The organism is Acinetobacter sp. 8I-beige (assembly GCF_902505955.1).
GTDB classification, from domain to species: Bacteria; Pseudomonadota; Gammaproteobacteria; order Pseudomonadales; family Moraxellaceae; genus Acinetobacter; species Acinetobacter johnsonii.
In genome coordinates this window covers 1-23,876 of the sequence record NZ_LR732793.1, presented here as the reverse complement: position 1 = coordinate 23,876, position 23,876 = coordinate 1, and the positions used below count along the sequence as shown (strand labels likewise).

Below are 23,876 nucleotides of genomic sequence, written 5' to 3'. Positions count from 1 at the left end.
GTATTGGAGCCAAGGAGGGTCTGAAAAGTGAAGAGTGATCTTAGAAAGCTAAATATTGAGTATGTTTTAAATTCTATTGATAAAAGTACAGATCTTCAACTTATACTTAACTCGATATGTTCTTGGCTTGAATCAAATATTACAGATGCTTTAGTCACAATTATGCTTTATTCAGAAGTGGAGCAAACATTAACACTTGTAAATGGGGAACATCACTTTTCTTCTAAATATTGTCGTTCAATCAGTCCTTTAAAAGTTAAGGATAAGAATGGATCTTGTGGTACAGCTGCTTTTTCTAGAAAAACTATTATTAGTCGTAATTTGATACTTGATCCTAATTGGAAAAATTATTTAGAGTTTGTTAGAGAAGAAAATATTATTAGTTGTTGGTCTGTACCTATTATAAGTGCTAAAGGTATCTTATATGGAACTTTTGGCACCTACTATCGTGAAGAGAAGACGCCCAGATCAGAGCACTTTGAATTTATAAATCAAGCGGTATCATTAATTGCGTTAGCAATTGAAAGAGAAAATGAATACAAACAGAGACTAGCTATTAATGAAAAATATAGCTCTTTTTATACACATCATCCTGATTTAATTATTGAAATTGACCTTAATGGTTATATTTTAAATTCAAATATTACTTGTAATAAAATTCTTGGATTCTCAGAAAAACAGATATTAGGAAAACATTTTTGGACTTTTATACCAACTAAATATCATAAACTTATTAACTTAGCATTTAAAGATGCATTAAAAGGTATTGCTAAACATTATAAAATTCCTGCATATCATGCTTCTGGAAAACTCATTTGGCTTGATCTTACAAATTTACCCATTATTCAAAATCAAAAAGTCACTGGTGTATTTGCCATCGCACGTGATATTTCTACACGATTAAAAAATGAAGAAAGCCTGCGCTTATTAAAGCGCGGGGTAGATGCGAGTCCAAATGGGATCTTCATAACTGACATCTCTGATAAATTAGAAATAGTTTTTGTTAACCCCTCATTTACATCTATAACTGGATATAGCCCAGAAGAAATTTTAGGCAAAAGTTATAACTTCTTGTCAGGACCTGAAACTGATTTAATTCAGGTAGAAAAGATCAAAACAGGAATAAAGGAACTAAAAGAAGCAACAGTGAAATTAAAAAAGTACCGTAGAAATGGAACTTGGTTTTGGTGTCGTTTAACGTTTGGGCCTGTATTCGATCAAAATAATATTTGTACTCACTTCTTAGGTAATATTGAAGATATAACTGAGGATGAAAAGAACAGAAATTATATTAAGTATCAACATACCCGTGACTCAATCACTGGTTTGCCAAATCAGAGAACATTTAATAAATTTTTAGAAAAAGAATTTGAACAAAAAAATCAATCCCCAGCTAGTCTGGCATTATTTTACATTGATCTTGATGATTTTAGATCTATGAATGAAAGTCTAGGCTATTTGATCGGTGATAAAATAATTAGAGATATCGGCTCACGTTTACAGGACTTATTAAAAAAAGATGGTTTACTGAGTCGATATATTGAAGATAAGTTTATTTTATTAGTAAAAAATTCTAAAAATCATAACCAGTTATTTACTTTGGCAGAAAGTATACTTGACCTTATTTCTCAAAACTTTCAGATTGAAAATAAAACTCTACATTTAACAGCTAGTATTGGAATTGCCGTAAGAAACTCTAATACTCGATATGCTTCAGAGCTGTTATATGAATCCATGAATGCCCTGAAAGAAGCAAAAAAACAAGGAAGAAACACGTGGTATTTATATAAAAGAGATCCAAACAAATTTTTCCCAGAGAAAGATTATGCTCTTTTGCGATTAGAACTTATGACTGCACTAAAGGAAAAACAATTTAGATTATTTTATCAACCTTTGGTGGATCCACGAACAGGAAAAGTTCACAGTGTAGAAGCACTGATTCGCTGGCATCATCCTCAAAAAGGCTTTATTTTTCCTGATACTTTCATTCCATTAGCCGAAAGAACTGGTCAAATTGTCGCAATTGGTCAGTGGGTTCTTGAACAAGCGTGTTTTGATATTGCTCATATAAATGGAAAAAATAACGCTACAATTTCGGTCTCTGTCAATATTTCTCCTCTTCAATTCGGTCGCAGTAATTTCCTTAGTTGCTTGGAAAGTGTACTGATTAAAAGTAAACTACCAGCTAATCTTCTTAAAATCGAAATTACAGAAGGCGTGATTATTAATGGTGCAGATAGAGCAATTGAGATATTAAAGTCAGTTCGTGAGCTAGGAGTAAAAGTTTCAATTGATGATTTTGGAACAGGTTATTCAAGTCTTAGCTATTTACGTCGATTACCAATTAATCAAATTAAATTAGATCGTGAGTTTATAGATAATTTGACAAATAATTCTCAAGATGCATCTATAGTTCAATCTATAATTCATTTAGCTCATCAGCTTAATCTTGAGGTTGTTGCAGAAGGAGTAGAAACACTAGAACAAGCAAAAATACTTCATTATCAAAATTGTGATCTCTTGCAAGGATATTTTTACACGAAGCCAGTTGAACTGAATAACCTAATTTTTAAATACTACTCACTAGAAGAATGTTAAATTGTAGATTTTAGCTAAAAGTTAAAATCTACAAATAATGTTACTTCAAAACTAAAACTTATTAAGTAATAAAGCAATATCTATAAGCGGTTCAGTTCCTATAGTAGATGGGCTTTGTTGCACAAACCTAGCCTAGAAGGTTTATTCAGTCCTATAATTTCAATATGAATAAGCCTACTCCTAAAATCTATCGTACAACTAACTGGTCTTCCTACAATCGTGCCCTCATTAACCGGGGTAATATTTCCATTTGGTTTGATCCAAACACTCAATGGTATGCACAATCACACGGCAAACAAGTTAGAAATCAAACTTACTCTGATACCGCTATTCAATGCTGTTTAATGATCAAATCCTTATTCAGACTCTCTTTACGAATGGTCACGGGTTTTGTTTAAAGTCTGATTAAACTGTGTGGATTAAATTGGACTGCGCCAGATTACAGCACGCTTTGTCGAAGACAAAAACATATTGATATTGCGATTAGCTATCAAAAAAGTAGCGATGGGTTACATCTACTTGTGGACTCAACTGACTTGAAGTTTCTAGGTGAAGGTGAATGGAAATGTAAAAAACATGGACCTGAATATCGTCGCCAATGGCGTAAGCTGCATATTGGTATTGCTGCTGAAACGCTGCAAATACGTGCAGTACAACTTACTACAAATAATGTAAGTGATTCGCAAGTACTCGGTGATTTACTTGCTCAAATTCCTTTAGATGAACGAATTGACTCAGTCTATACCGATGGTGCTTATGACACGAAGCACTGCAGACAAGTCATTTTAGATCGAGATGCATATGCGGTCATTCCGCCAAGAAAAAATGCAAAACCATGGAAAGATCAGAAATTGAGATCTTTAGAGCGGAATGAATTACTAAAAACAGTGAAACGTTTAGGAAGAACGCTTTGGAAAAAATGGTCAGGTTATCATCGTCGAAGTTTGGTCGAAACCAAGATGCATTCCATCAAATTATTGGGCGATAAATTAACAGCAAGGAGTTTTCTTAGTCAGGTAAGTGAGATTCATGCACGCATAGCTGTATTGAATAAATTTACAGAATTAGGTCGTCCTCATACCCAAATTCTCACTTGAGTTCTGCTCAAGTGAGCAGAGTTCTGTCTTTTAAATCTTTGTGCAACAAAGCCTTGTCATAATCAAAATAACGCCCAGTCCGCTCAACAGACTGGGCGTATTTCATGCAATTTTCAAGCGTTTAAATGAGCCTTTCAATTGCTCAATTGATCAATTGAGCAAGATACTTTTCGGCATCCAAAGCTGCCATACAGCCTGAGCCTGCCGAAGTAATTGCTTGGCGATAAATGCTGTCCGCAACGTCACCCGCAGCAAATACCCCTGCCACAGAAGTTGCTGTTGCATTGCCTGAAGTACCACTTTGTACTTGAATGTAGCCATCACGTAGGTTGAGTTGACCGTCAAACATACCTGTATTTGGTTTGTGACCAATAGCAAGAAATAAGCCATGAACTTCAACGTCTTGTATGCTTTCGTCCAAAGTTGACTTCAAGCGGACTGACGTGACACCAGTATTATCACCCAAAACTTCATCAACTTGATTGTTCCAAAGAATACTAATTTTGCCTTCTTTTTCTTTGCCAAAAAGTTGATCTTGTAGAATTTTCTCTGAACGTAAACTATCTCTACGGTGAACTAAGGTGACATGTTCTGCAATATTAGAAAGATAAAGCGCTTCTTCAACTGCTGTGTTACCACCACCAACGACCATGACTTTTTGGTTCTTATAGAAGAAACCATCACAAGTTGCACATGCACTGACACCTTGACCCATGAATTTAGCTTCAGATTCAAGACCCAAGTATTGTGCTGTCGCACCTGTGGCAATAATCAGTGCATCACAGGTGAACTCTTCCATGTCGCCTTTAAGTACAAATGGACGGACGCTTAAATCGACTTCATTGATGTGGTCATACACAATCTCTGTGCCAAAGCGTTCAGCATGGACTTGCATTCGCTCCATAAGTGCGGGACCAGTTAAACCTTCTGGGTCGCCCGGCCAATTATCTACCTCAGTGGTCGTGGTTAATTGACCACCAAGTTGTAACCCCGCAATTAATGTCGGTTTTAAGTTTGCACGTGCGGCCTACACAGCAGCACTATAACCCGCAGGTCCTGAACCTAAGATCACAAATTTAGAATGTCTCTTTTGCATTTCTGATCACCTAAAGTTTATAAACTACGTTGATTGACACGCTTAGATAATTCTTCAGCAGACTCTTTCCGCTCAGAATAACGATTTGTGAGGTACTGACTTTGCCCACGGGTCAGTAGAGTGAATTTATATAGCTCTTCCATCACATCGACAATTCGATCATAAAAGGCTGAGGGCTTCATGCGTCCATCTTCTTCAAACTCTAAAAAAGCTTTGGGAATGGAGGATTGGTTTGGAATGGTGATCATTCGCATCCAACGGCCTAAAATACGCATCTGGTTTAAGCTGTTAAAAGACTGCGAACCGCCACTCACCTGCATCAAGGCCAAAGTCTTGCCTTGTGTTGCTTGAATCGCACCGCCAGCCAATGGAATCCAATCAATCTGCGATTTAAAGATTGAACTCATGGAGCCATGACGCTCAGGTGAACACCACACCATGCCTTCTGCCCAAGCGAGTAAATCATGCAATTCTTTAACCTTTAGATGCTCAGTATCCGCATCTTCAGGCAAGGGTAAACCTTTAGGATGGAAGATTTTTACTTCAGCACCAAACTGCTCCAAAATACGTCCTGCTTCCATCACCGCCAATCGGCTATATGAACGCTCACGGTTTGAGCCATACAGCAGCAAAATACGCGGTGGATGATTCACCTCTTTAGCCTGTACTTTTTCTAAAGTAGGTTGATCCAAAAGATTCATATCTACATTTGGGAGAGTCATAGAAATTACACCTCTGCTTTAAAAAACTTTTTTCTGAGCCATAAAGACACGCTCACCAAAGCAATCAGCACAGGTACTTCAACCAATGGCCCAATCACCGTTGTAAAAGCGACTGGTGAAGCTAAACCGAATGTGGCGATTGCAACGGCAAGTGCTAATTCAAAGTTGTTTCCAGCCGCAGTAAAAGAGATTGCCGCTGTCTTCGGATAATCATTGCCCATCCATTTGCTCATAAAGAAGCTAATAAAGAACATCAAGACAAAGTAAATGGTCAATGGAATTGCAATACGCAGAACATCCATTGGTAGGCTTACAACGTCACCACCTTTTAGGCTAAACATGGCTAAAATTGTGAACAGCAAAGCAATCAAACTTAGAGGGCTGATTTTCGGAATAAACTTGGTTTGATACCACTCCACGCCTTTTTGTTTCACCAAAATTAAGCGCGTTAAGAAACCTAATAAAAATGGAATACCGAGATAAACCAAAACAGCATGGGTAATGGTCCAGAAATCAACATTGATCACTTGCCCTGCAACGCCAAAATAAGGCGGTAGGAAGGTCAGGAATAACCAAGCATAAGTACTAAAGAACAAAATCTGAAAGATACTGTTAAAGGCGACCAGTGCTGCGACATATTGGTTATCCCCACAGGCCAAACCATTCCAGACTAAAACCATCGCAATACATCGTGCTAAGCCAATCAGGATTACGCCTGTCATGTATTCGGGATAACTCTGCAAAAATATGATTGCCAATGCAAACATCAGCACGGGAGCGATCAGCCAGTTTTGTACTAAGGATAAAGTCAGTGTTTTCTTATCCTTAAATACTTGCGGCAACGTCGCATAGTCCACTTTGGCTAATGGTGGATACATCATCAAAATCAAACCGATCGCAATAGGAATATTGACTGAATCCACACTCATTTTATCCAAAGCGACAGAGGCTTGTGGAAAGAACACACCGATCGCAATCCCCAATGCCATGGCAATAAAAATCCATAACGTGAGGTTACGATCTAAAAAAGATAATCTTTGTTGAGCCATGATATTCTCATTCAATATCTGAGATGTGATTGATTGCAGCAATCAATTCAGGACGAGACATGTGCGCTGTATCGAGTGCCAACAATGCATCTAAACGACGATTAATATGGTCTACAGTCACTTGGAATGCTTTGAGCTTCTCTTCTTTCGGTAAGTCTAAGTGTGATGGATCAGCCAAACCCCAATGTGCCTTGATTGCTCCACCTAAATACAGTGGACATGCTTCCTGAGCGGCCGAATCACAAACCGTAATCACCACATCAGGTTGGTATTGTTCACAATCATCAATGGTTTTACTCCACAAACCATCTGTTGACAGACCTAGATTTTCTAAAGTTTCTATGGTCAATGGATGTACTTGCCCTGATGGCTTACTACCTGCACTGTATGCTTTCCAACCCTCTGGGGCACGACTATTAAATAGCACTTCGGACAGGATGCTACGGCAACTATTTCCAGTACATAAAAAAAGGAATTTCATCTTGTTCTACTCGCAATAACTATTGATTTGTTGAAATGATGGAGCAACTTTTGGCTGTAAATTGGCATTTTTAAGGGTACTAAGTACCTCTAAGCACCAAGTAGGTAAATTTGGATTGAGACTGTAATAGACCCATTGCCCTTGACGTCGATCTTGTAACAGACCTAAAGAACGCAGTAAGGCTAAATGCCGCGAAATCTTAGGTTGGCTAAGTTGTAGTTTTTCAGTCAAATCACAAACACACTGTTCATTATTCCCAAGAACCAACATAACAATGTTGAATCGCGTTTCATCAGCCAAACATTTAAAGAAATTGATTTGATCCATATTTTTACTCACTCAAACATATGGATATATCAATATTCACATATATCCATGAAATTTTTATTTCAATCTCTGCCCATTCGCATCAATCACTTGCTCACCGTCTTCTTTAGTGAAAGCACCCTTTTGCGGTAAAGGCAAAATCTCCAGCACAATTTCAGAAGGACGACTTAAACGAGTTCCTCGTTCAGTCACCACGAATGGACGGTTAATTAAAATTGGATACTGAAGCATAAAGCACAATAATTGGTCTTCGGTCCAGTCTTCATTGTCAATTCCTAAATCTATATATGGATCAACATTCTTACGAATCGCCTCTCGCACCGTTAAACCTGCATCCGCGATCATTTGAATCAGTTCATTTTTAGATGGAGGTGTTACAAGGTACTCAATCACTTCAGGTTCAATATTGGCATTACGAATTAATGCCAATGTATTACGTGATGTACCACATTCAGGATTGTGATAGATCTTCACTTTTGGAGTAGAAGTCATTTGCTCAAACTCAATCGAATCTTTACATATATTTATATATGAATAAACATATATATGCAATTCCATATTTTACTTTAAAGCATTACCATTTTGTCCAGCACAATGAGCAGACAATAAAAAGCCTGATAAATAATCAGGCTTTTTATTGTCTAATTTTAGATTTAGCATAAAGTTAATTTTAGAAAATCTTAATCTTTAGCTAACATAATCTTCGGTTGATATCACTTGAGCATATGCAAATTCAAAAGCGGCCATTAATGTTGCATGAACATGACCAGCAGGTACTTTAACGCCATTAAATTCTAGGTCTAGCGTTGCACAAGCATCATGAATAACCCTTACCTTATAACCAAAGTCAGAAGCAGCACGAACAGCAGCATCAACACACATATGGCTCATAGCACCAATCACGACTAGCTCAGTCACGTGATTGCTATCTAAAATTTCTTTGAGATTCGTATTTAAGAACGCGTTGATGTGATTTTTAATGACCACAGTTTCATCTGCTTGTGGCTTAACTGTGTCCTGAAATTCAATACCAATTGAGTCAGGTTGAAATATAGGCGATTCAGCATTCGCAATATGCTGGACATGAATCACTTGAGTACCGTCTTGACGTGCTTTCGTAATTACTTTCACTGCATTAGCAGCAGCTTGTTCAATATTTACCAATGGTAATTTACCTGTAGGTAGATATTCATTTTGTAAGTCGATCACTAATAAAGCTGATTTTGACATATCTTTTCCTTTATTTAACTAACATTTATTTTGCTCTACTTAGGATTTTAAAGAAGTGGGAGCATTCCACTTCTTTAAGTTACTTTAGAAAGAAAGCGTTTCACCATCGATAGGAATTAAAACCTTATCTTGGATTCCTTTGTCTTTTACATATTCTGCAAGCTGAGCACGTGTTACCGACATGTGGTTAATGGCATCCATGTGAACAGCAATAACTTTGGCATTTGGCGCTTTCTGAGTTGCTCGGTAAGTATCTTCTTTGCCCATAATAATGGATTCTTTAAAGCCATTAACTAAAGCGTTACCTGTATTTAATACAATCACATCCGGTTTAAAAGATTGAATTGCTTGATCAACTTCAGGACGCCAAATGGTATCACCAGCCACATAAACCGTTTCATGGCCATTAGCTTCAAATACCATACCCATTGCTTCACCTAATCCAGCTTTGAGTTTAGGAATACGGTACATAGCATCAGTACCGTGTTGACCACCAATTTTAGTGAGTTTAATGCCTTCAAACGTTGTTTGTGTTAATACACGAACATCTTTAAAACCCTGTGACTGGATGACTTTTTGGTCTTCTTTATTCTGTACAAACAAAGGCATATTTTTTGGAATAGTCGCTTGTGCTGCATCATCCCAATGATCTAAATGTGTATGGGTCACGATCACCGCATCTACACCTTCTAAAATCGTTTCAGGCTTGATGGGCAAATCGACTAATGGGTTACGTAAATAGCTACGATGAGTATCAGGAAAGCCGTCATAGAAGCCTTTTTTCGCAAACATTGGGTCAATTAAAAAAGTTGTATCAGCATAGGTTACTTTAATCGTTGCATTGCGAATTTCTTGTATATGCGTCACTTTAGAGGTATCTCGCTGAACTACTTTATCATTCGCATATAAATTGACTGAAGCCATTGCCAGAGAGAGTGTAATAAGAGAACTACTTAAAATTTGATTCATGTTCCAGATCCAATCATTTAGTCATACTTGGATCATGATAGAAATCATCAAACAAAAAAACTGTCCTTAAGGACAATCATCGAAACTATTGGGACAACATGCTATATTCATTATTTTAGAGAGGTTGGTTGAATGGCTATACCAGTGATTGGATTGTTCGTCTATTCCAATATAAATCCATTTCACTTCTCTATTCCCCACATTATCTTCAATATCCAAATTGAAGATAAGTCCTTATTTGAACTTAAAATTTTTTCTATAGATGGCCAGCCTGTAAAAACAGAACAATCCATGGTGATTATGCCTGATGGTGGGATCGAACTTATTAAAGAGTCGGATCTTATTATTATTCCTGGGTGGGATGATTTTAATCACGAGCCTGAACAAGTACTTATCGATGCCCTAAATTGTGCATATCAGACTGGAATTAGAATTGTAGGGTTATGCTATGGAACTTATGCATTAGCATATGCTGGCTTACTTGACCATAAAAAAGCAGCTACGCACTGGATGGCTGAACAAGATTTCAGTGAGCGATTTCCACAGGTTCAGCTTGATCATGATGCCTTGTATGTAGAAGACCAAAGGATCGTAACCTCTGCTGGAACAGGCGCAGCGTTAGACTGCTGTTTGTACTTGGTACGTGAAATCTATAATGCACAAATTGCGAATAGAGTCTCTAGAGTAATGGTAATTCCGCCTCACCGTGAAGGTGGGCAAGCTCAGTTTATTGAACAGCCAGTAGCAGAATCGAGCCAAGATGCACAAATTAACCTATTACTTGATTTTTTAAGAACGAATTTAGCTGTACAACATAATATTGAAAGCCTAGCTGAACGAACACATATGACACGTAGGACGTTCACACGGCATTTTAAGAAGGCTACAGGTATGACCTTAGTCGATTGGCTGAATACTGAAAGAATCAGATTAAGTTGTGAACTCTTAGAAACGACAAACTTGTCTATCGAAAAGATAACCGAGCTTTCAGGTTTTAATAATACAGTGTCATTTAGAAAAAATTTTCGTGAAAAATATAGCACCAGCCCTCAGGCATGGAGAAAAGCTTTTGGGATCAACACTAACGATCTTCAGCTCTAAGTAAAATATTTGTAATTTTAACAGTTCAGCATGGATGGCCTTTACGTTAAAGCTATTCGTTGGTTAATAGCGTGATTTCAGCAGGGGTATAACCACGCTCATAAAGGATGCTGCAAATGGCTGCTCTAAGATTTTGGCAGCTAGATTTTTGAATTTTTTTGAGTAAGTCCAAATCACTATAACTACTTAAGTTATATTTCATCTCAAGAACTTTTGAATTTGGTGTTGAATAAAAGGAATGTAAGAACTTACGTATTCGGGGGCGCATATAGAGCACAAAAAAATAATGGATTATTATCTTATCGAATTTTTTCACAGTAGAAAAGTGGGTACTCTTAATTTTAATATTGCACTTAGACTTCAAAATTTTTTATTCAAGTAGATGATTTTACTCAAAGTGAAGCTGGTATTCATCCGTCGTGATTTTGATTTTTAAACGCTTATATTTTCTTTTCGTCGCACTTAACGCTGAATTGGTCACTTCTGCATGAAACTTAGGATCATTCATTAACTCATGAAATAGCTTATATCCCATCAATACTTTACTGATCTTTTTATTTTCTTTCAGTGTGTTTTCAATTATTTGGTCTAAATCACTTACAGAAAAGTTATACATACCGCCCTCTTCACAACGCAAATTTGACTAATAAATGTACAGAATAATCACAAATAAAGAAACTGATATAAAATATTTTCCTTTAAAAAAAATAGATTTTATAAAACCGATATAATCATTCACGTACAAAGTCTCAAACTCGAATTAATAGTTCTTTTACATTACTCACATCAACTTGGCCTGAGGGCTTTGTATTTGTAAACAGCAGGCACAAGCTATTTACCGTCATCATAATTTTTAAACTCTTTGGAAAGCTGACTGAGTGTTTTGACTTGTTTTCCATAACGACAACATGAACGGCATGCCAACAAATGAATTTGCAAATTAGTCTGCTCTAGAAACAAAAGTGGTCTGTCTAATCTTTCAGATAATAATTGGGTGGCTTGGCGACACGTTAGCATGAGCAATCCTCCTTCAATAACCATTTATTTTCTAAGCATTCACGTAATCTTGTTCGGCTTCTATACATGAGTACATTTAAGTTAGTAACAGTAATTCCGAGCTTTTCACAAATTTCATCTGAACTCAGTTCAATCATTTCTCTGAGCATAAAAACTTGCGCATATTTGGCTGGTAAATGGTTCAAACAGGCATCAAAAATGATCCAGAAATCTTGTTGCTCCAACATCTCTTCTGGACTGGGCCAAGCTTGAGGTGCTTCATATTTATGCCAATGTCCGGACGCATCAAATAATGCATCTATAGTTAATTCGCTTTCCTCGTCATTAAATAATTCACTCATCGTCATCAAACGAGATTTTTGTCGAATTAAATCAATAATTTTGTTTTTTAAAATAGCAAAAACCCATGTTTTAAAAGCCGCCCGACCAGTAAAAGAACCAATATGTAGGTATGCACTAGTTAATGCTTCTTGAACAGCATCTTCAGCAAGTTGAAATGAGGACAATTGTAAAATGGCAAACTTCAACATTTGTTGTCTTAGGTCGATTAAAAAGGCTGGGCTTTGCAGTTGTTGCAATATTTCCTCATCCCTATTTGCTGGCTCTGCGCTCATCCATTTTCCTCATCATTGTTATTGGGAGCATCTAACAATTTCAATCGAGTTAATAACACTTTTAACTCATTGACCTGTGTTTGGATCTGGGTATTAGAAAAATCAGGGAATGTCGCTTTTATTAAATTCTTAATGTCTTGTTCAACTAACTCTTGTTGATTGAGTTGTTCAATTACCACAGCGAATAAAGCGGATAAGGTTTCTATGCAGATATGATCTTGATCATTTCGCCATACCATGATAACACTCGGCATATGCTCAATTTCAGAAATGCTCATGCTTGACGACCATTGATAGACTGGATATTGATAAACGAGCACCCAAACTTGGGTATTTAATTGCCATTTATCCTGCCAACTCAGCGTTTTTTTTGCAATTTCAACGGTATCTAAATAGAGTTCAAGCCATTCAAACTGTAAGAGCTCGGCTAACCATGGATATTCTTTTAAACTAGGATGCTGGCAATCTATCAGATACTCTCTAAATTGTAGGGAAATATCATTATAAAACGGTGAATCGCATTGCGCTTTTTGAAAGAATTCATTTAATAGCTTTTGCCACTGTAACTCAGGCAACATTGCTCGAGTTACTGGATAAACCAAGTTGATAAAAGAACAAACATTATTAAAAAGTAAATCTCGATAAATCTGCATTCTTTCCGCAGGAAGTGCTTTGGGCAACTCAGATTGAGGAGAGCGTATCCAATTACAAAACTGCTGCTGTGTAGTTTGGAAAGATATTTGCTCTGTTTTCATGACCGCCCTCCCGCTGCATGATTTTAATTTTCGTCATTTCATCTTGTAGCGCTTGCCAGGATGGAATATTAAAATCCCGCTCAAGTAAGGTTGGCTTTACGCCACAGACTTGATACGTATATTGCAATAATTGCCAAACAGAATCACAGACTTGTGCGCCATGGGTATCAATCAATAGATCTTGTTCAACTTGTTCATGTCCAGCAATATGTATATAACGAATCCGCTCTTTTGGCATTGCTCGAATAAAAGCATATGCATCACTACCGTGGTTTATACTGTTTACATAGACATTATTCACATCGAGTAGTAACTCGCAGTCAGCTTGCTGAAGTACTTCAGAAACAAAATCGGCTTCACTCATCTCAGCATTTGGCATTAAATAGGTTGAGACATTTTCGATCACCAACCTTTTTCCTAAAATATCTTGGACACGTAAAATACGTTCAGCCACATATTTGACCGCAGTCTCTGTCATTGGAATCGGCATCAAGTCGTATAAGTAGCCACTATCATATGTATAGCTTAAATGTTCAGAATAAATCGGGACATGATAATCTGCTAAGAAACTTTTAATCTGTTGAATAAATTCAATATTGAGCGGATGAGGTCCTCCAATCGATAAAGATAGTCCATGACATATTAATGGTGCTTTTTCTACGCATCGTGCTAATAGCTTTGCATGCCGACCACCAAAACCCATCCAATTTTCAGGTGCAATCTCTATAAAGTCCGGCGCTTTTTCAGCACTAAGAAATTCATCTATAAAATCCCTTCTCAGCCCAAGCCCTACACCAGCTAAATCAACCATAGTGATACTCCAATTTTGGAAATGATGCCGACTATGTGATCCATAGCGACATCATTTTCTAACTGATTGACTATTTAGCACCACACTTGCCATCAGCAACTTTTTTATCAGCTCCACATTTCGCATCTGCTGCTTTCTTGGTTGCACCACATTTACCGTCTGCTGCTTTTTTATCAGCGCCACATTTTGCTTCAGTGGTCTTTTCGTGTTTATGCATTTTATTTGCACCACACTTAGCTTCACCACATTTGCCATCAGCCGCTTTACTTGCATGTGTCTCTGTCGCATGCGTGGTTGTTGCTGCGGATACTTGAGTTGCACCAATTACAGATAACGCTAATAGTGCAGCAACTGATGTGATTGAGTTTAATTTGTTCATTTTTCTATTCCTTTAATATAATTTCACGGTTTGTACTTAGGTACTATGGTTAGACGACTTAAACTGACATTTATTACAGTCCAAATTAAAAATTATGTAAGAAACACCGTTATCACCTGACTAATGACTATTCAATCGTATTGGGTGTGAAATTTTCATGAACAACGTTATCTATCTTTTATCAGAAAAATACCGAAAATTTTGTAGTGTCATAAAACATGGTGATGGTATTGCAGCACTTGCACTAAGACTTTATTTAGTTCCGATATTCTGGATGGCGGGTACAAATAAATTTACCCATTTTCAAGATACAGTCGAATGGTTCGGTAATACTGATTGGGGTTTAGGTCTACCATTTCCTACACTGCTGGCGGCACTCGCAACTTCGACTGAAATTATGGGGGCTATTCTCTTAGCAGTAGGTTTATTAACTCGATTCATCAGTATTCCACTCATTATCACCATGCTTGTTGCTATCGTTACGGTACATTTACCCAATGGATGGCAAGCAATTGCTGATCCTAATGCTCCATTTGCTAGTGCTCAGGTAATTTCTTCATCTGAAAAGTTAGAAAAAGCTCGTCAGATCTTAGAAACATATGGAAATTATGACTGGTTAACTTCAAGTGGATCATTTGTCATCTTGAATAATGGTATTGAGTTTGCAGTAACTTACTTAGTCATGCTGTTAGCTTTATTGGTACTCGGTGGTGGGCGCTATCTAAGTTTTGATTACTGGCTGAAGCATATATTTTTAAATATCAAAAGGGCTTTGTTGCACAAAGCTGTTCGTAAGCTCTGATTCAGCAATATAATTCTGAGATGAATAAGTCTATACCTAAAATCTATCGTACAACCAACTGGTCCACCTACAATAAAACTTTAATTAATCGTGGAAATATTTCGATTTGGTTTGATCCTCAGACTCAATGGTATGCTCAATTACAAGGTAAACAAGGACGAAATCAAACCTACTCAGATAGAGCGATTCAATGCTGTTTGATGATCAAATGTCTATTTCGACTTTCTTTACGTATGGTCACAGGCTTTGTGCAAAGCCTTATTCAACTCTGTGGTTTAAGTTGGACGGCACCAGATTATTCCACACTCTGCAGAAGACAAAAGCAAATTGATATTGCGATAAGCTATCGGCAAAGTCATGGTGAACTACATCTACTTGTAGATTCAACTGGCCTGAAGTTTTTAGGTGAAGGTGAATGGAAACGCAAGAAACATCAACCTGAATATCGTCGGCAATGGAGTAAACTGCATATTGGTATAGATGCTAAAAAGCTGCAAATACGGGCAGTTCAGCTCACGACGAATAATGGCAGTGATTCACAAGTACTTGGTAATTTACTTGATCAAATTCCACCAGATGAACAGATTGATTCAGTCTATATAGATGGGGCTTATGACACAAAACAATGCCGTCAGGTGATTGCAGATTGACAAGCGCATGCGGTGATTCCGTCAAGAAAAAATGCGAAGCCTTGGCTTGGAAGGATACAAAAGTTCATTCCCCAGAGCGAAATGAATTACTTCGTATTGTTAAACTTTTGGCAAAAATGGTCAGGCTATCATCGATGCAGTTTGGTTGAAACCAAGATGCACTGCATCAAATTATTAGGCGATAAATTAATGGCAAGAAGCTTTCCTAGTCAGGTGAATGAAATTCATGCTCGTGTAGCGGTCTTAAATATATTTACAGAATTAGGCAGACCTCATACCCAAGTTTTCACTTAAATTTGAGCGACTAAGGAAAGCTCTATCTTTAAAATCTTTATGCAACAAAGCCATTCAGATCTAGATGTTGAAATGCAGTTTAATTTTGTATTTAACCTCATACTTGATGTGAAAAATCTGTGAAGCATTACTAAATAGATATAACAATACAAAATAATATCCATAAAACATATATTTACTAAAAAACAATAAAGACATATGGTTAATTAACATGCGACAAACATTGAACTTAAATATCTTCATTTCTATGCATTCTACACGCTTAACAATAGAAAATGATTCTTTTCAAGTCTAAATATACCTCGACGTGTTTCTCAGCAAAGCTAAGTTGTTTTACAAATTTAACCGTGTAATCAAAAGTTCTTCGAAATCAAATATCAATAATTAAGGAAATTATACATGGAACTCAAAACACTCATCTGTACTCTCACCGCACTCGGTGGCATCGGATTAGTTGGATGTAATGACTCAAATTCATCTGAGCCTATTCCTCCAACAAATGCTACTGGTAATCTCTTGGTACTGACCAGTAACGGTATGATTAGTTCACTCAATCATGACAAACCTGGTTCACTGATTTCAAATATTAAAGTTTCAGGTTTAGTTTCTGGGGATCAACTGGTTGGAATGGACCATCGCCCAAGTGATGGAAAGTTATATGCAGTAGGTTTGTTGGGTAATATTTACACGTTAAATCCAAGCTCTGGCGTGGCAAAATTCGTCATTAAGATGACAGCTGATCCAGCAGATACGACCGATGGTAATACAGTTTTTAGTAAAATTACTGCCAATCCCGATGCGCTTAGCGTGAATTTCAATCCTGCTGCGGATCGTCTAAGAATTATTGGTCAAGATGGTCAAAACCTAAGAGTCAATGTTGATACAGGTCTCACCATCACCGACGGAGAAATCAGTCGGGTTGGTGAAGCTACAACTGAAGTCAGTGCCGCAGCTTATACCAATGCTTTTGCTGGAACGGCAAGTACAAAATTATACAGTATCGATTCTGCGACAGATCGCATTTATCTGCAAAATGCAAATGCCGGAACATTAGGTATCTCTGCACCCTTAGGTCAGGATGTATCGAATAACGGTGGTTTTGATATAGACCCAATGAATAATATTGGTTTTGCCGCATTACAAGTCTCAGGTGCATATAAATTATTTAGAGTTAATCTTGCTCATGTAGGAACGACCAGTAACGCTATTTTTGAGACGAGCGACTTGCCTAGCGAATATCGTCAAACCTCCATTCGTGGGGTTGCACTTAATCGAGCAGAAGATACCACCTCAAAAGGAATCGGGCTGACTAACAATAATGCTTTAATTCGATTTGAAATCAATCGTCCAAATGATACGACTGAACAAAAAATCACAGGCGTATTGGTCAATGAAAAATTCGTAGGTATTGATTTTAGATTACGTACTGCTACCGATAAAACCAATACGCTATATGGTTTAACTGACCAAGCAAACCTGTATACTATTAATCCAAATTCTGGTGCTGCAACACTTGTGACTGCGCTTAAAGCCGGTACAGGTAGTAACTTTAGTGCTCTAGACGGCACAGAGTTTGCTGTTGACTTCAATCCAACGGCTGACCGTTTAAGAGTCATCAGTAATTCGGGGCAAAATCTGCGAATCAATGTCGATACAGGTGAAACCATTCAAGATGGCAAAATCAATGGGATCACCAATGCCGTGATTAGCGCTGCTGCATATACCAACAGTTTTCAAACACCTATTTCAGCACTTAGCACCGAATTATTTAATCTAGATCAGACCAATCAGTTACTGACGAAGCAAGTTCCACCCAATGATGGAACATTGGTGAGATTAGGTAGTCTTGGCGTGAACTTAGGCTTGAATGATGGTTTTGATATTGCTGGTGGTGATAATGGATTGGCTCTAGCGGCAATAAACAACAATAATGGTGCTTCTGTCCTATACCGTATAGATCTAAATAGCGATACAACACTAACAACTCCACGTGCACGTCCCGCAATTTCTGTCAGTGGTACGCCTAGTGTTATGAGCTCAATGATTGGTTCAAACACCACGCCCGCCTTGATTGATTTAGCGATACTTTTCAAATAGTTTAAAGAGTGCGCTTACCAAGTTAAAAGACCAACAGTCAAAAAGACGCATATAGGTCCGAATTGATAGGGTTGCAAATGGAAACTTTGGAGATACTGAACCAGTCAGTGAAGGTATCTCTGAATTAAGTTTCTTTTTTGGACCAAGCTATAGGATTTATTATTGCAAGCAAGGGCAAAGGGTTATTATTTTCTTACAAACGTTCCCAAATCTACTTGATTTTATTTAATATAAATCTCTTATGCGTAATTCCCAATATTTAAATTTTCCATCAAATTATTGTCAATTGAACATAATAGAGCTTACTCGAAACAGCCCTCACTCAGAGGGTTTTCTCAATTAACACACTGCACACAAACAGTGACATGTGCACCTTTGTCAAAATCGAATGCGCTGTGCAGTCCGAAAGTAGAATGCACAGCAACATGTGGTTAGTTATCCTGAGCAGCATATTTCAAGTTATCCGCTACACGATTCGTCCAGTCTGAGAGGGGGTAACACCAGACGTGCTATCTAGAATCCCCAATAATTAAATAGGGATAGTTCCAAAATCGGTGGCTATTCAGGGATTGATTTGTAAGAGATTTTATAAAAGTAACTATGACGTTAATTAAGTATATAAAGTTGTATAACAACATCTCATAAAAGAGAAAAAACCTCCGAGAATAATAGATATCGAACGGTTTTTTTTATGTCTGATCCATTTTAAAAAATAGAGGCTTAAAACTCTCTTAAGATGGATTGCTTAAAAATTTACGCATCTGTCTATGTCTTCTAGTGAGACCTAGTACCTCTTTACGCTTAATAATTTCATCTTCAGTAAAAGGCAGATGATTAATAAGCTCCTCAATCACCATAACACTATTTTCAATTAAGAAACTATCTTGCTCGGTTGACCAATTTGAGGTTATATGCTCAGGTTTTTTAGACAGTCTTTTCATAAAAAGAAATTATACCTAATCATGAGGACTCTTGACTTTCTTCAAGCACTCGCGGAATACACAAATTTCTTTATGGTCATTGGTGTAATCAATCTCTCTAGCACCATGAAGGCCAAATATACACATTAATAATCTGATCATCTTATTCCTCCTTTAACTACTTAAAAGGTATATGTCTTAGGCATCTATATTTATATGAATCCCTGTAAGACAGCATTTCGAACAACTTTATCGAAGTTTGAATGAAATGAATTTTCAGTAGTGTGACGCTTTGACAATAAACAGAAACTTGCTACCACACCTATGCCCACCAAAGTTAATATTTTCATCTTTAATTCCATCCGTGTAGAACTTTTGATTCAAACATATCATTGTGATTTGTATCTATCTAACCGCCTTCTGATGAATTACTGTTCATAATGTAACCACATTATTATTTATGTAATTGAATTTATTAAATAATGAAACAATTCCTATCAAATTACACTGAGTTATTACAACTTATAGATTTAAAGCTTTATGTGCCCATTTCAGAAATTTATCTTTATCGTTGAAATGAGGGACATTCAATAAATTGATATAGGAAACTTCGCCAAAGTTTCCTGAGATTTTATTTGATTCAAGAATTGTAAAATCTTCTTCTTGCCCTACATGTACTTCCCGAAAAAACTCCGTAACCTTCCGATCAAGGTTTAGTGAGGTAAACCCCTCTCTTTCAACTAAAAAGTCATAGATCTGGCTAATCACATGTAGTTCAAATTTTCTATTCATTGTTTTCCGTTCTCATAATTATTTTAACAATTGGTTTAATTTAAACTAATTTCTTTTACGGATAAAGGCAATAAAAAACCTACTCTCAGGGACATTTAAATAGATTTTCGCTTAGCCTTTGCTAGTAATATCTCTATTCGTTGAGTAACTTCCCACAATTTAAGCTCAGCATCACGCCAAAAATAGTAGACGTCACCATCTATGACATACATTTGCTTAATGTAGTTTATTGATTTTGGCTTGTTTACTTCTTTAGCATTAAAACATGGTTTATCAAGCACTATTACCCTGCCATCCAAATCACCACCGATACAGATATTCATTTCTATTCTTATTGTTGTAAGCAATGATTAAACTATATCACAAACGAAAAAGCGCAATTATCTGAACGCACTTTATCTACTAAGTATCTGATGAAAAATTAAAATTCATACCAATACGATTAAATTAAGCTACCATTAAAAAAGCTCTACATTTCTGTAGAGCTTTCCCCTTGGTCTTTTGCGCCGAAACAAGGAATCGTCGTTTTTATTTACAACAAAATAATTAAATCATTAATCGAATAAAAAATGAAGCAAAAAAAACCTGCATCTTGGGGAAGGTGCAGGTAGAAAACTGATATTAACTATCATGGAGAACTTAATACCAAGTAATATACTCGGTTTATATTGAGATCTCATTTACATTTTATTCCAAATTATCTAGCAACAAAAAAAAGTCCTTCAAATGATGAACTTTTTGCGGTAATTAAGTGAATTTCTATAACTTCGTCCACTATAGCAGAAATACGACATATACCTTGATCAAGGTCAAGTTAGAATATTCTCAATTTGCACTTCTAGCTTTGCTTTAATACTATTCACTTAAGCAATTAAAATAATTGATCTAATGTCTGAACCTCAGTTTTCTCTTAGTGATTACATATCCACAGTACAGGAAGTAATTCAAATTAATTTCAATGAGCCTGTATGGGTGAAAGCTGAGATCCGCAATCTCAATATTAAGGGTGGACATTACTATCTTGAGTTAGCTGAAAAGGATGAAAACACCGATAAAGTTATAGCAAGTTGTAAAGGCACCATTTGGAAATTTACAGCACAGAAAATGTGTGCTTAAGTTTGAAAGAGAAAGTGGTGTAGAACTTTCAAAGGATTTAAATGTCTTGGAAAAGTCAGAGCCAAGTTTGATCCTCAGTATGGCTTTTCAGTGAATGTTGAAGATATTAATTCAAGCTATACCCTTGGAGACATTGCATGGCGCTATCAACAAATTTTAGAAAGACTTACCTCTGAAGGCTTATTAAATAAAAAAAACTCGACTGCGGTCTCCTGAAAATTGACTCTGGCGGTCTGTGTGCCTTGCATGCCTAAAGCTTGCCAGTGAGCTGAATCAATCGAGATCGATGATGGGTTTAAGTCAATAATGCAGAGCTGAGATTTCCCTTGTTGATCTTTAAAACTGATTAATGCTTTATGAATCAATTCAGCACCTGAACACCACTGCTTAACTCCATGACAAAGCCCATTTTTGACCTGTAACGGCGCTGGTCCACCATCGGCAGCCCAAACAGCCCATGTCTCCTCATCGATTTCTTTTTCATAACCGAGTTCATGCAAAATACTTAAAGCATCAAAATGTGACTCAAAAAGCTTGGCTAAACTTAGGTCAAAGCCAGCTATCTGAGCAAAAATTTGCCAACGCTGATAGGTTTGCCCCGAAGCAGGTTCAGGCAACCTTCCAACAGAATGAATCAACTGTTTCAACACAATTGGACGTTGATTTAGTTTTTCTTCAGCTGAGTAATGCTCAAAGCGATTTAATATCTCTAAAGTTGAGCTTTTTATAAATATTTTTCTATTCATTCTTAAAATATTAATTCAAGTCAATTAATTTAAATAACAGGTGAAATATTCTGTTTGTTTAAATAGATAAATATTCATAGTTATTTAACTATTTATTTCGTTTTGTTTCATTGTTAACCAAATAGTATGTTTAGGTGTATCTATAAAATCATCATGTAAGGATTATTTAAAATCCAACAATTATAAGGAAATATGCAGTAGTTTAAAGGCTTCCATGTTGTTATGTTTATAAAAGAGGTTTAAGAAATGAGTACTTTAAATATTCAAGATATTAAAAAACATTCAGATGTAATTGCTTCTTGTGGTTCCAAAGTCGGAACAGTTGATCATCTCGAAGGTGATAACCAACTCAAATTGACTCGTGATGAAAATGATCAACATCATCTGATCCCAACGGCATGGATTGGTGAAGTCAAAGATGACAAAATAGTTCTGATTAAAAATTCAGAAGAAGTTAAGCAACAATGGCAAGCTATTTAAATTATTCTAAAATAAAGAGTACGACTAGATTTTGGTCGTACTCTTTTATTTCTTTGTAAGTAATTTCAAAGAAGCGCGAATCCGTCGCAATGTCCGTTGAATCAAAGGTGTTTCATTTCTTACTTGTAAAAATAGGTAGATGGAATCTATTTGTCATAGACTACATCTATTTTATATAAATTAATAGGTTAGCCTACTATCATTTAAAATTACTTCCTAAGAATGGGAAAATATACTCAACCACTTTTTGCGTAGCCCATAAACCAATCTCTTGGTGATGTTGATGTGGAGCTAAATATGGCATCAACTTACTAAGTTTATGCCCAGTATTTGTAGATATCTGAATTTTCTGCTGTAACAGCGATAATTCTTTTTCTGACAAATAACTAAAATCATTTAGTTCTATAAAGTTTTTTATATATTCTGAATTTACTGGATTAATGCGTCTACTTAAATTAGCACCAGCAATCCAATCATAAATAAAAGTTTTTTCTGCAGCAGAGAAAACTCCAAACATTTTCCCATCTTCTTCATTGATCAGCTTCCAAAATCGGCTATGTTCTGGATCTTCGTTAAGCTTAATCCATCCTATTTTTATTAGCTCAATAATGAATTCCTCAACCTGATCTTCTTCTGATAGCCAAGAATTTACAGACTTATTATTAAACTTGCATTTCTCATTATGCATGTGCTTTCCAACCAAAGCTTTGCTCTTGAAAATGTCCAGAACCACTCGCTCAGTATTTAGGTTCTTTATTATTTGAACTGAGCTAACTCCCCGATTATTCAATAAAAAGCCTATCTTTAATTTACGAATAAATTCGGATTGATTTGGGTAGCGTTTGGCTAAACATTTAATCGCATTTGTAGCTAATTGAGCATGTCCATTATCAAAGTTATCAATTGTAATGTGTAGGTTAAAATATTTGGAATCAATACCTAACTCTTTAAGTTCATAATTTGTAATCAGTAAATGAAGTGGTAGTTGTTCGTATCCAAAATTAAAACCTGCAATCTCGGGTATAAAATCTGATGGAGCATAAGCTAAAGCCAATTGTATTGCTGACTGGTGATAATATTCATCAGGCAAATTCATTGAAAATTGATGAAGACCAAGTGATAGAAGTAATTTATTGAAAAGTTTTACATGGTTACTTTGACTGGAACCTAACCCCAACTCCTCAACATATATCTGTATAAAGTCTCTAAAAGCTGGATCATTCCAGTACTGTGTAAAGCTATAAAGCCAAGCCCCGTCTACACGTTTGGTCGGTGCTACTTTGTATAAAAACTCATAAGCTTTACTTGTAGTTCCAAAAAACTCCCTTGCACTCCCATTTTCACGCCTTTCTAAGTACTCTTTGTAATGCAAGCATTGTGTTTTATTTTGTTTCTGCATCCAGACTGCCAATTGATCAACATTAGTAGGAAAATCAGAGAAATCACTATCCAAATGAAGTATTTCGTTTTCTAGGAAATGAAAAGCTTTCAACTCTTTTGCAGAACGCGACACTGATGGATCTAAGAAAAATTGTGTTATTTCAAAATATTTCTGATGGGCATCGGTTATTAAATTTAAAATTCTCTCTTTTACTGCAGTAGGCATTATAATTCTCTCGCGGTAAATAACTTATACCAACATAATTGACACTTATACTTAATTAATTAACAACTTTGAAAAGAAACGTTAATAAATGTAATCCTTTAATTTATTTAACATCACAATACAACAC

Annotated in this window: 23 protein-coding genes and 6 pseudogenes; 9 read left to right on the top strand and 20 right to left on the bottom strand. The window is 36.4% G+C overall.

The window, feature by feature from the left end:
* Positions 1-27: 27 nt before the first annotated feature.
* Together GVX98_RS16655 and GVX98_RS16650 are read left to right on the top strand one after the other, a co-directional pair.
* Positions 28-2,598 carry an EAL domain-containing protein gene (locus GVX98_RS16655; protein ID WP_159128758.1) on the top strand — a complete coding sequence of 857 codons (2,571 nt, stop codon included), beginning with the start codon at positions 28-30 and terminating at the stop codon, positions 2,596-2,598.
* 164 nt (positions 2,599-2,762) lie between these two features.
* A pseudogene (locus tag GVX98_RS16650) lies at positions 2,763-3,695 on the top strand (IS5 family transposase).
* 142 nt (positions 3,696-3,837) lie between these two features.
* Here GVX98_RS16650 and trxB read toward each other — a convergent pair.
* The 8 genes and pseudogenes from trxB to GVX98_RS16610 all read right to left on the bottom strand — a co-directional run bounded on the left by trxB (position 3,838) and on the right by GVX98_RS16610 (position 9,569).
* Positions 3,838-4,791: pseudogene (gene trxB, locus GVX98_RS16645) on the bottom strand (thioredoxin-disulfide reductase).
* Positions 4,792-4,808: 17 nt separating this feature from the next.
* Positions 4,809-5,513 carry an arsenical resistance protein ArsH gene (gene arsH / locus GVX98_RS16640; RefSeq protein ID WP_159128757.1) on the bottom strand — a complete coding sequence of 235 codons (705 nt, stop codon included), beginning with the start codon at positions 5,511-5,513 and terminating at the stop codon, positions 4,809-4,811.
* Positions 5,514-5,518: 5 nt separating this feature from the next.
* Complete coding sequence (arsB, locus tag GVX98_RS16635) at positions 5,519-6,562, bottom strand: ACR3 family arsenite efflux transporter (RefSeq protein WP_159128756.1); 1,044 nt, start codon at positions 6,560-6,562, stop codon at positions 5,519-5,521.
* Between the two features lie 7 nt (positions 6,563-6,569).
* The gene (locus GVX98_RS16630; protein ID WP_010326176.1) at positions 6,570-7,043 is read right to left on the bottom strand and encodes an arsenate reductase ArsC; all 474 of its coding nucleotides are present in this window, start codon (positions 7,041-7,043) and stop codon (positions 6,570-6,572) included.
* Positions 7,044-7,049: 6 nt separating this feature from the next.
* On the bottom strand, positions 7,050-7,370 hold the full coding sequence (locus GVX98_RS16625) for a metalloregulator ArsR/SmtB family transcription factor (protein ID WP_004859437.1): 321 nt from the start codon (positions 7,368-7,370) through the stop codon (positions 7,050-7,052).
* Between the two features lie 57 nt (positions 7,371-7,427).
* On the bottom strand, positions 7,428-7,862 hold the full coding sequence (arsC, locus tag GVX98_RS16620) for an arsenate reductase (glutaredoxin) (RefSeq protein WP_159128755.1): 435 nt from the start codon (positions 7,860-7,862) through the stop codon (positions 7,428-7,430).
* Between the two features lie 195 nt (positions 7,863-8,057).
* Complete coding sequence (locus GVX98_RS16615) at positions 8,058-8,600, bottom strand: cysteine hydrolase family protein (RefSeq protein WP_004981626.1); 543 nt, start codon at positions 8,598-8,600, stop codon at positions 8,058-8,060.
* 84 nt (positions 8,601-8,684) lie between these two features.
* Positions 8,685-9,569, bottom strand: a complete 885-nt coding sequence (locus GVX98_RS16610) for an MBL fold metallo-hydrolase (RefSeq protein ID WP_159128754.1) — start codon at positions 9,567-9,569, stop codon at positions 8,685-8,687.
* A gap of 132 nt (positions 9,570-9,701) precedes the next feature.
* Between GVX98_RS16610 and GVX98_RS16605 the strand changes: the two genes are divergently transcribed.
* Complete coding sequence (locus tag GVX98_RS16605) at positions 9,702-10,670, top strand: GlxA family transcriptional regulator (protein ID WP_159128753.1); 969 nt, start codon at positions 9,702-9,704, stop codon at positions 10,668-10,670.
* Between the two features lie 52 nt (positions 10,671-10,722).
* Here GVX98_RS16605 and GVX98_RS16820 read toward each other — a convergent pair whose 3' ends face one another.
* The 7 genes from GVX98_RS16820 to GVX98_RS16575 all read right to left on the bottom strand — a co-directional run bounded on the left by GVX98_RS16820 (position 10,723) and on the right by GVX98_RS16575 (position 14,246).
* A complete protein-coding gene (locus GVX98_RS16820; RefSeq protein ID WP_155118243.1) occupies positions 10,723-10,872 on the bottom strand; it encodes a hypothetical protein in 150 nt (49 codons plus the stop codon).
* Between the two features lie 186 nt (positions 10,873-11,058).
* Positions 11,059-11,286, bottom strand: a complete 228-nt coding sequence (locus GVX98_RS16600) for a hypothetical protein (protein ID WP_004981635.1) — start codon at positions 11,284-11,286, stop codon at positions 11,059-11,061.
* 215 nt (positions 11,287-11,501) lie between these two features.
* Entirely contained in the window at positions 11,502-11,687 is a 186-nt protein-coding gene (locus tag GVX98_RS16595; protein ID WP_216070688.1) for a zf-HC2 domain-containing protein, read from the bottom strand.
* Positions 11,681-12,301 carry an RNA polymerase factor sigma-70 gene (locus tag GVX98_RS16590; protein WP_159128751.1) on the bottom strand — a complete coding sequence of 207 codons (621 nt, stop codon included), beginning with the start codon at positions 12,299-12,301 and terminating at the stop codon, positions 11,681-11,683. Before GVX98_RS16590 ends, GVX98_RS16595 begins: the two co-directional genes overlap by 7 nt.
* Positions 12,298-13,056 (bottom strand): DUF2063 domain-containing protein, encoded by a 759-nt coding sequence (locus GVX98_RS16585; protein WP_159128750.1) that lies wholly within the window; start codon positions 13,054-13,056, stop codon positions 12,298-12,300. The genes GVX98_RS16590 and GVX98_RS16585 overlap by 4 nt, the downstream gene beginning before the upstream one ends.
* Positions 13,007-13,867, bottom strand: coding sequence for a DUF692 domain-containing protein (locus GVX98_RS16580; protein ID WP_159128749.1), 861 nt, complete (start codon positions 13,865-13,867; stop codon positions 13,007-13,009). The genes GVX98_RS16585 and GVX98_RS16580 overlap by 50 nt, the downstream gene beginning before the upstream one ends.
* Positions 13,868-13,937: 70 nt before the next feature.
* Positions 13,938-14,246, bottom strand: a complete 309-nt coding sequence (locus tag GVX98_RS16575) for a hypothetical protein (RefSeq protein ID WP_159128748.1) — start codon at positions 14,244-14,246, stop codon at positions 13,938-13,940.
* A gap of 157 nt (positions 14,247-14,403) precedes the next feature.
* On the opposite strand from GVX98_RS16575, the gene GVX98_RS16570 reads away from it, so the two are divergent.
* The 4 genes and pseudogenes from GVX98_RS16570 to GVX98_RS17020 form a co-directional block, all read left to right on the top strand.
* Complete coding sequence (locus GVX98_RS16570; protein WP_159128747.1) at positions 14,404-15,048, top strand: DoxX family protein; 645 nt, start codon at positions 14,404-14,406, stop codon at positions 15,046-15,048.
* Between the two features lie 20 nt (positions 15,049-15,068).
* Positions 15,069-15,992, top strand: a pseudogene (locus GVX98_RS16565) (IS5 family transposase).
* 399 nt (positions 15,993-16,391) lie between these two features.
* Positions 16,392-18,089 carry a DUF4394 domain-containing protein gene (locus GVX98_RS16560; protein WP_159128746.1) on the top strand — a complete coding sequence of 566 codons (1,698 nt, stop codon included), beginning with the start codon at positions 16,392-16,394 and terminating at the stop codon, positions 18,087-18,089.
* A gap of 16 nt (positions 18,090-18,105) precedes the next feature.
* Positions 18,106-18,279, top strand: a pseudogene (locus GVX98_RS17020) (type II toxin-antitoxin system RelE/ParE family toxin); the annotation flags it as partial.
* A 541-nt stretch (positions 18,280-18,820) separates the two neighbouring features.
* Here the strand turns inward: GVX98_RS17020 and GVX98_RS16550 are convergent.
* The 3 genes from GVX98_RS16550 to GVX98_RS16540 all read right to left on the bottom strand — a co-directional run bounded on the left by GVX98_RS16550 (position 18,821) and on the right by GVX98_RS16540 (position 20,124).
* Complete coding sequence (locus tag GVX98_RS16550; RefSeq protein ID WP_004981654.1) at positions 18,821-19,030, bottom strand: hypothetical protein; 210 nt, start codon at positions 19,028-19,030, stop codon at positions 18,821-18,823.
* Positions 19,031-19,531: 501 nt separating this feature from the next.
* Positions 19,532-19,801, bottom strand: coding sequence for a hypothetical protein (locus GVX98_RS16545; RefSeq protein WP_004981656.1), 270 nt, complete (start codon positions 19,799-19,801; stop codon positions 19,532-19,534).
* Positions 19,802-19,896: 95 nt separating this feature from the next.
* Positions 19,897-20,124: a hypothetical protein gene (locus GVX98_RS16540; protein WP_159128745.1), complete on the bottom strand. Its 228-nt coding sequence runs from the start codon at positions 20,122-20,124 to the stop codon at positions 19,897-19,899.
* A gap of 565 nt (positions 20,125-20,689) precedes the next feature.
* On the opposite strand from GVX98_RS16540, the pseudogene GVX98_RS16535 reads away from it, so the two are divergent.
* A pseudogene (locus GVX98_RS16535) lies at positions 20,690-21,109 on the top strand (exodeoxyribonuclease VII large subunit); the annotation flags it as partial.
* Between the two features lie 5 nt (positions 21,110-21,114).
* On the opposite strand, the pseudogene GVX98_RS16530 reads toward GVX98_RS16535, so the two are convergent.
* Positions 21,115-21,663: pseudogene (locus GVX98_RS16530) on the bottom strand (acyl-CoA dehydrogenase); the annotation flags it as partial.
* Between the two features lie 246 nt (positions 21,664-21,909).
* Here GVX98_RS16530 and GVX98_RS16525 point away from each other — a divergent pair.
* Positions 21,910-22,143: a DUF2171 domain-containing protein gene (locus GVX98_RS16525; RefSeq protein ID WP_004981666.1), complete on the top strand. Its 234-nt coding sequence runs from the start codon at positions 21,910-21,912 to the stop codon at positions 22,141-22,143.
* Between the two features lie 199 nt (positions 22,144-22,342).
* Here GVX98_RS16525 and GVX98_RS16520 read toward each other — a convergent pair whose 3' ends face one another.
* Positions 22,343-23,749 (bottom strand): iron-containing redox enzyme family protein, encoded by a 1,407-nt coding sequence (locus tag GVX98_RS16520; RefSeq protein ID WP_159128743.1) that lies wholly within the window; start codon positions 23,747-23,749, stop codon positions 22,343-22,345.
* Between the last annotated feature and the right edge of the window lie 127 nt (positions 23,750-23,876).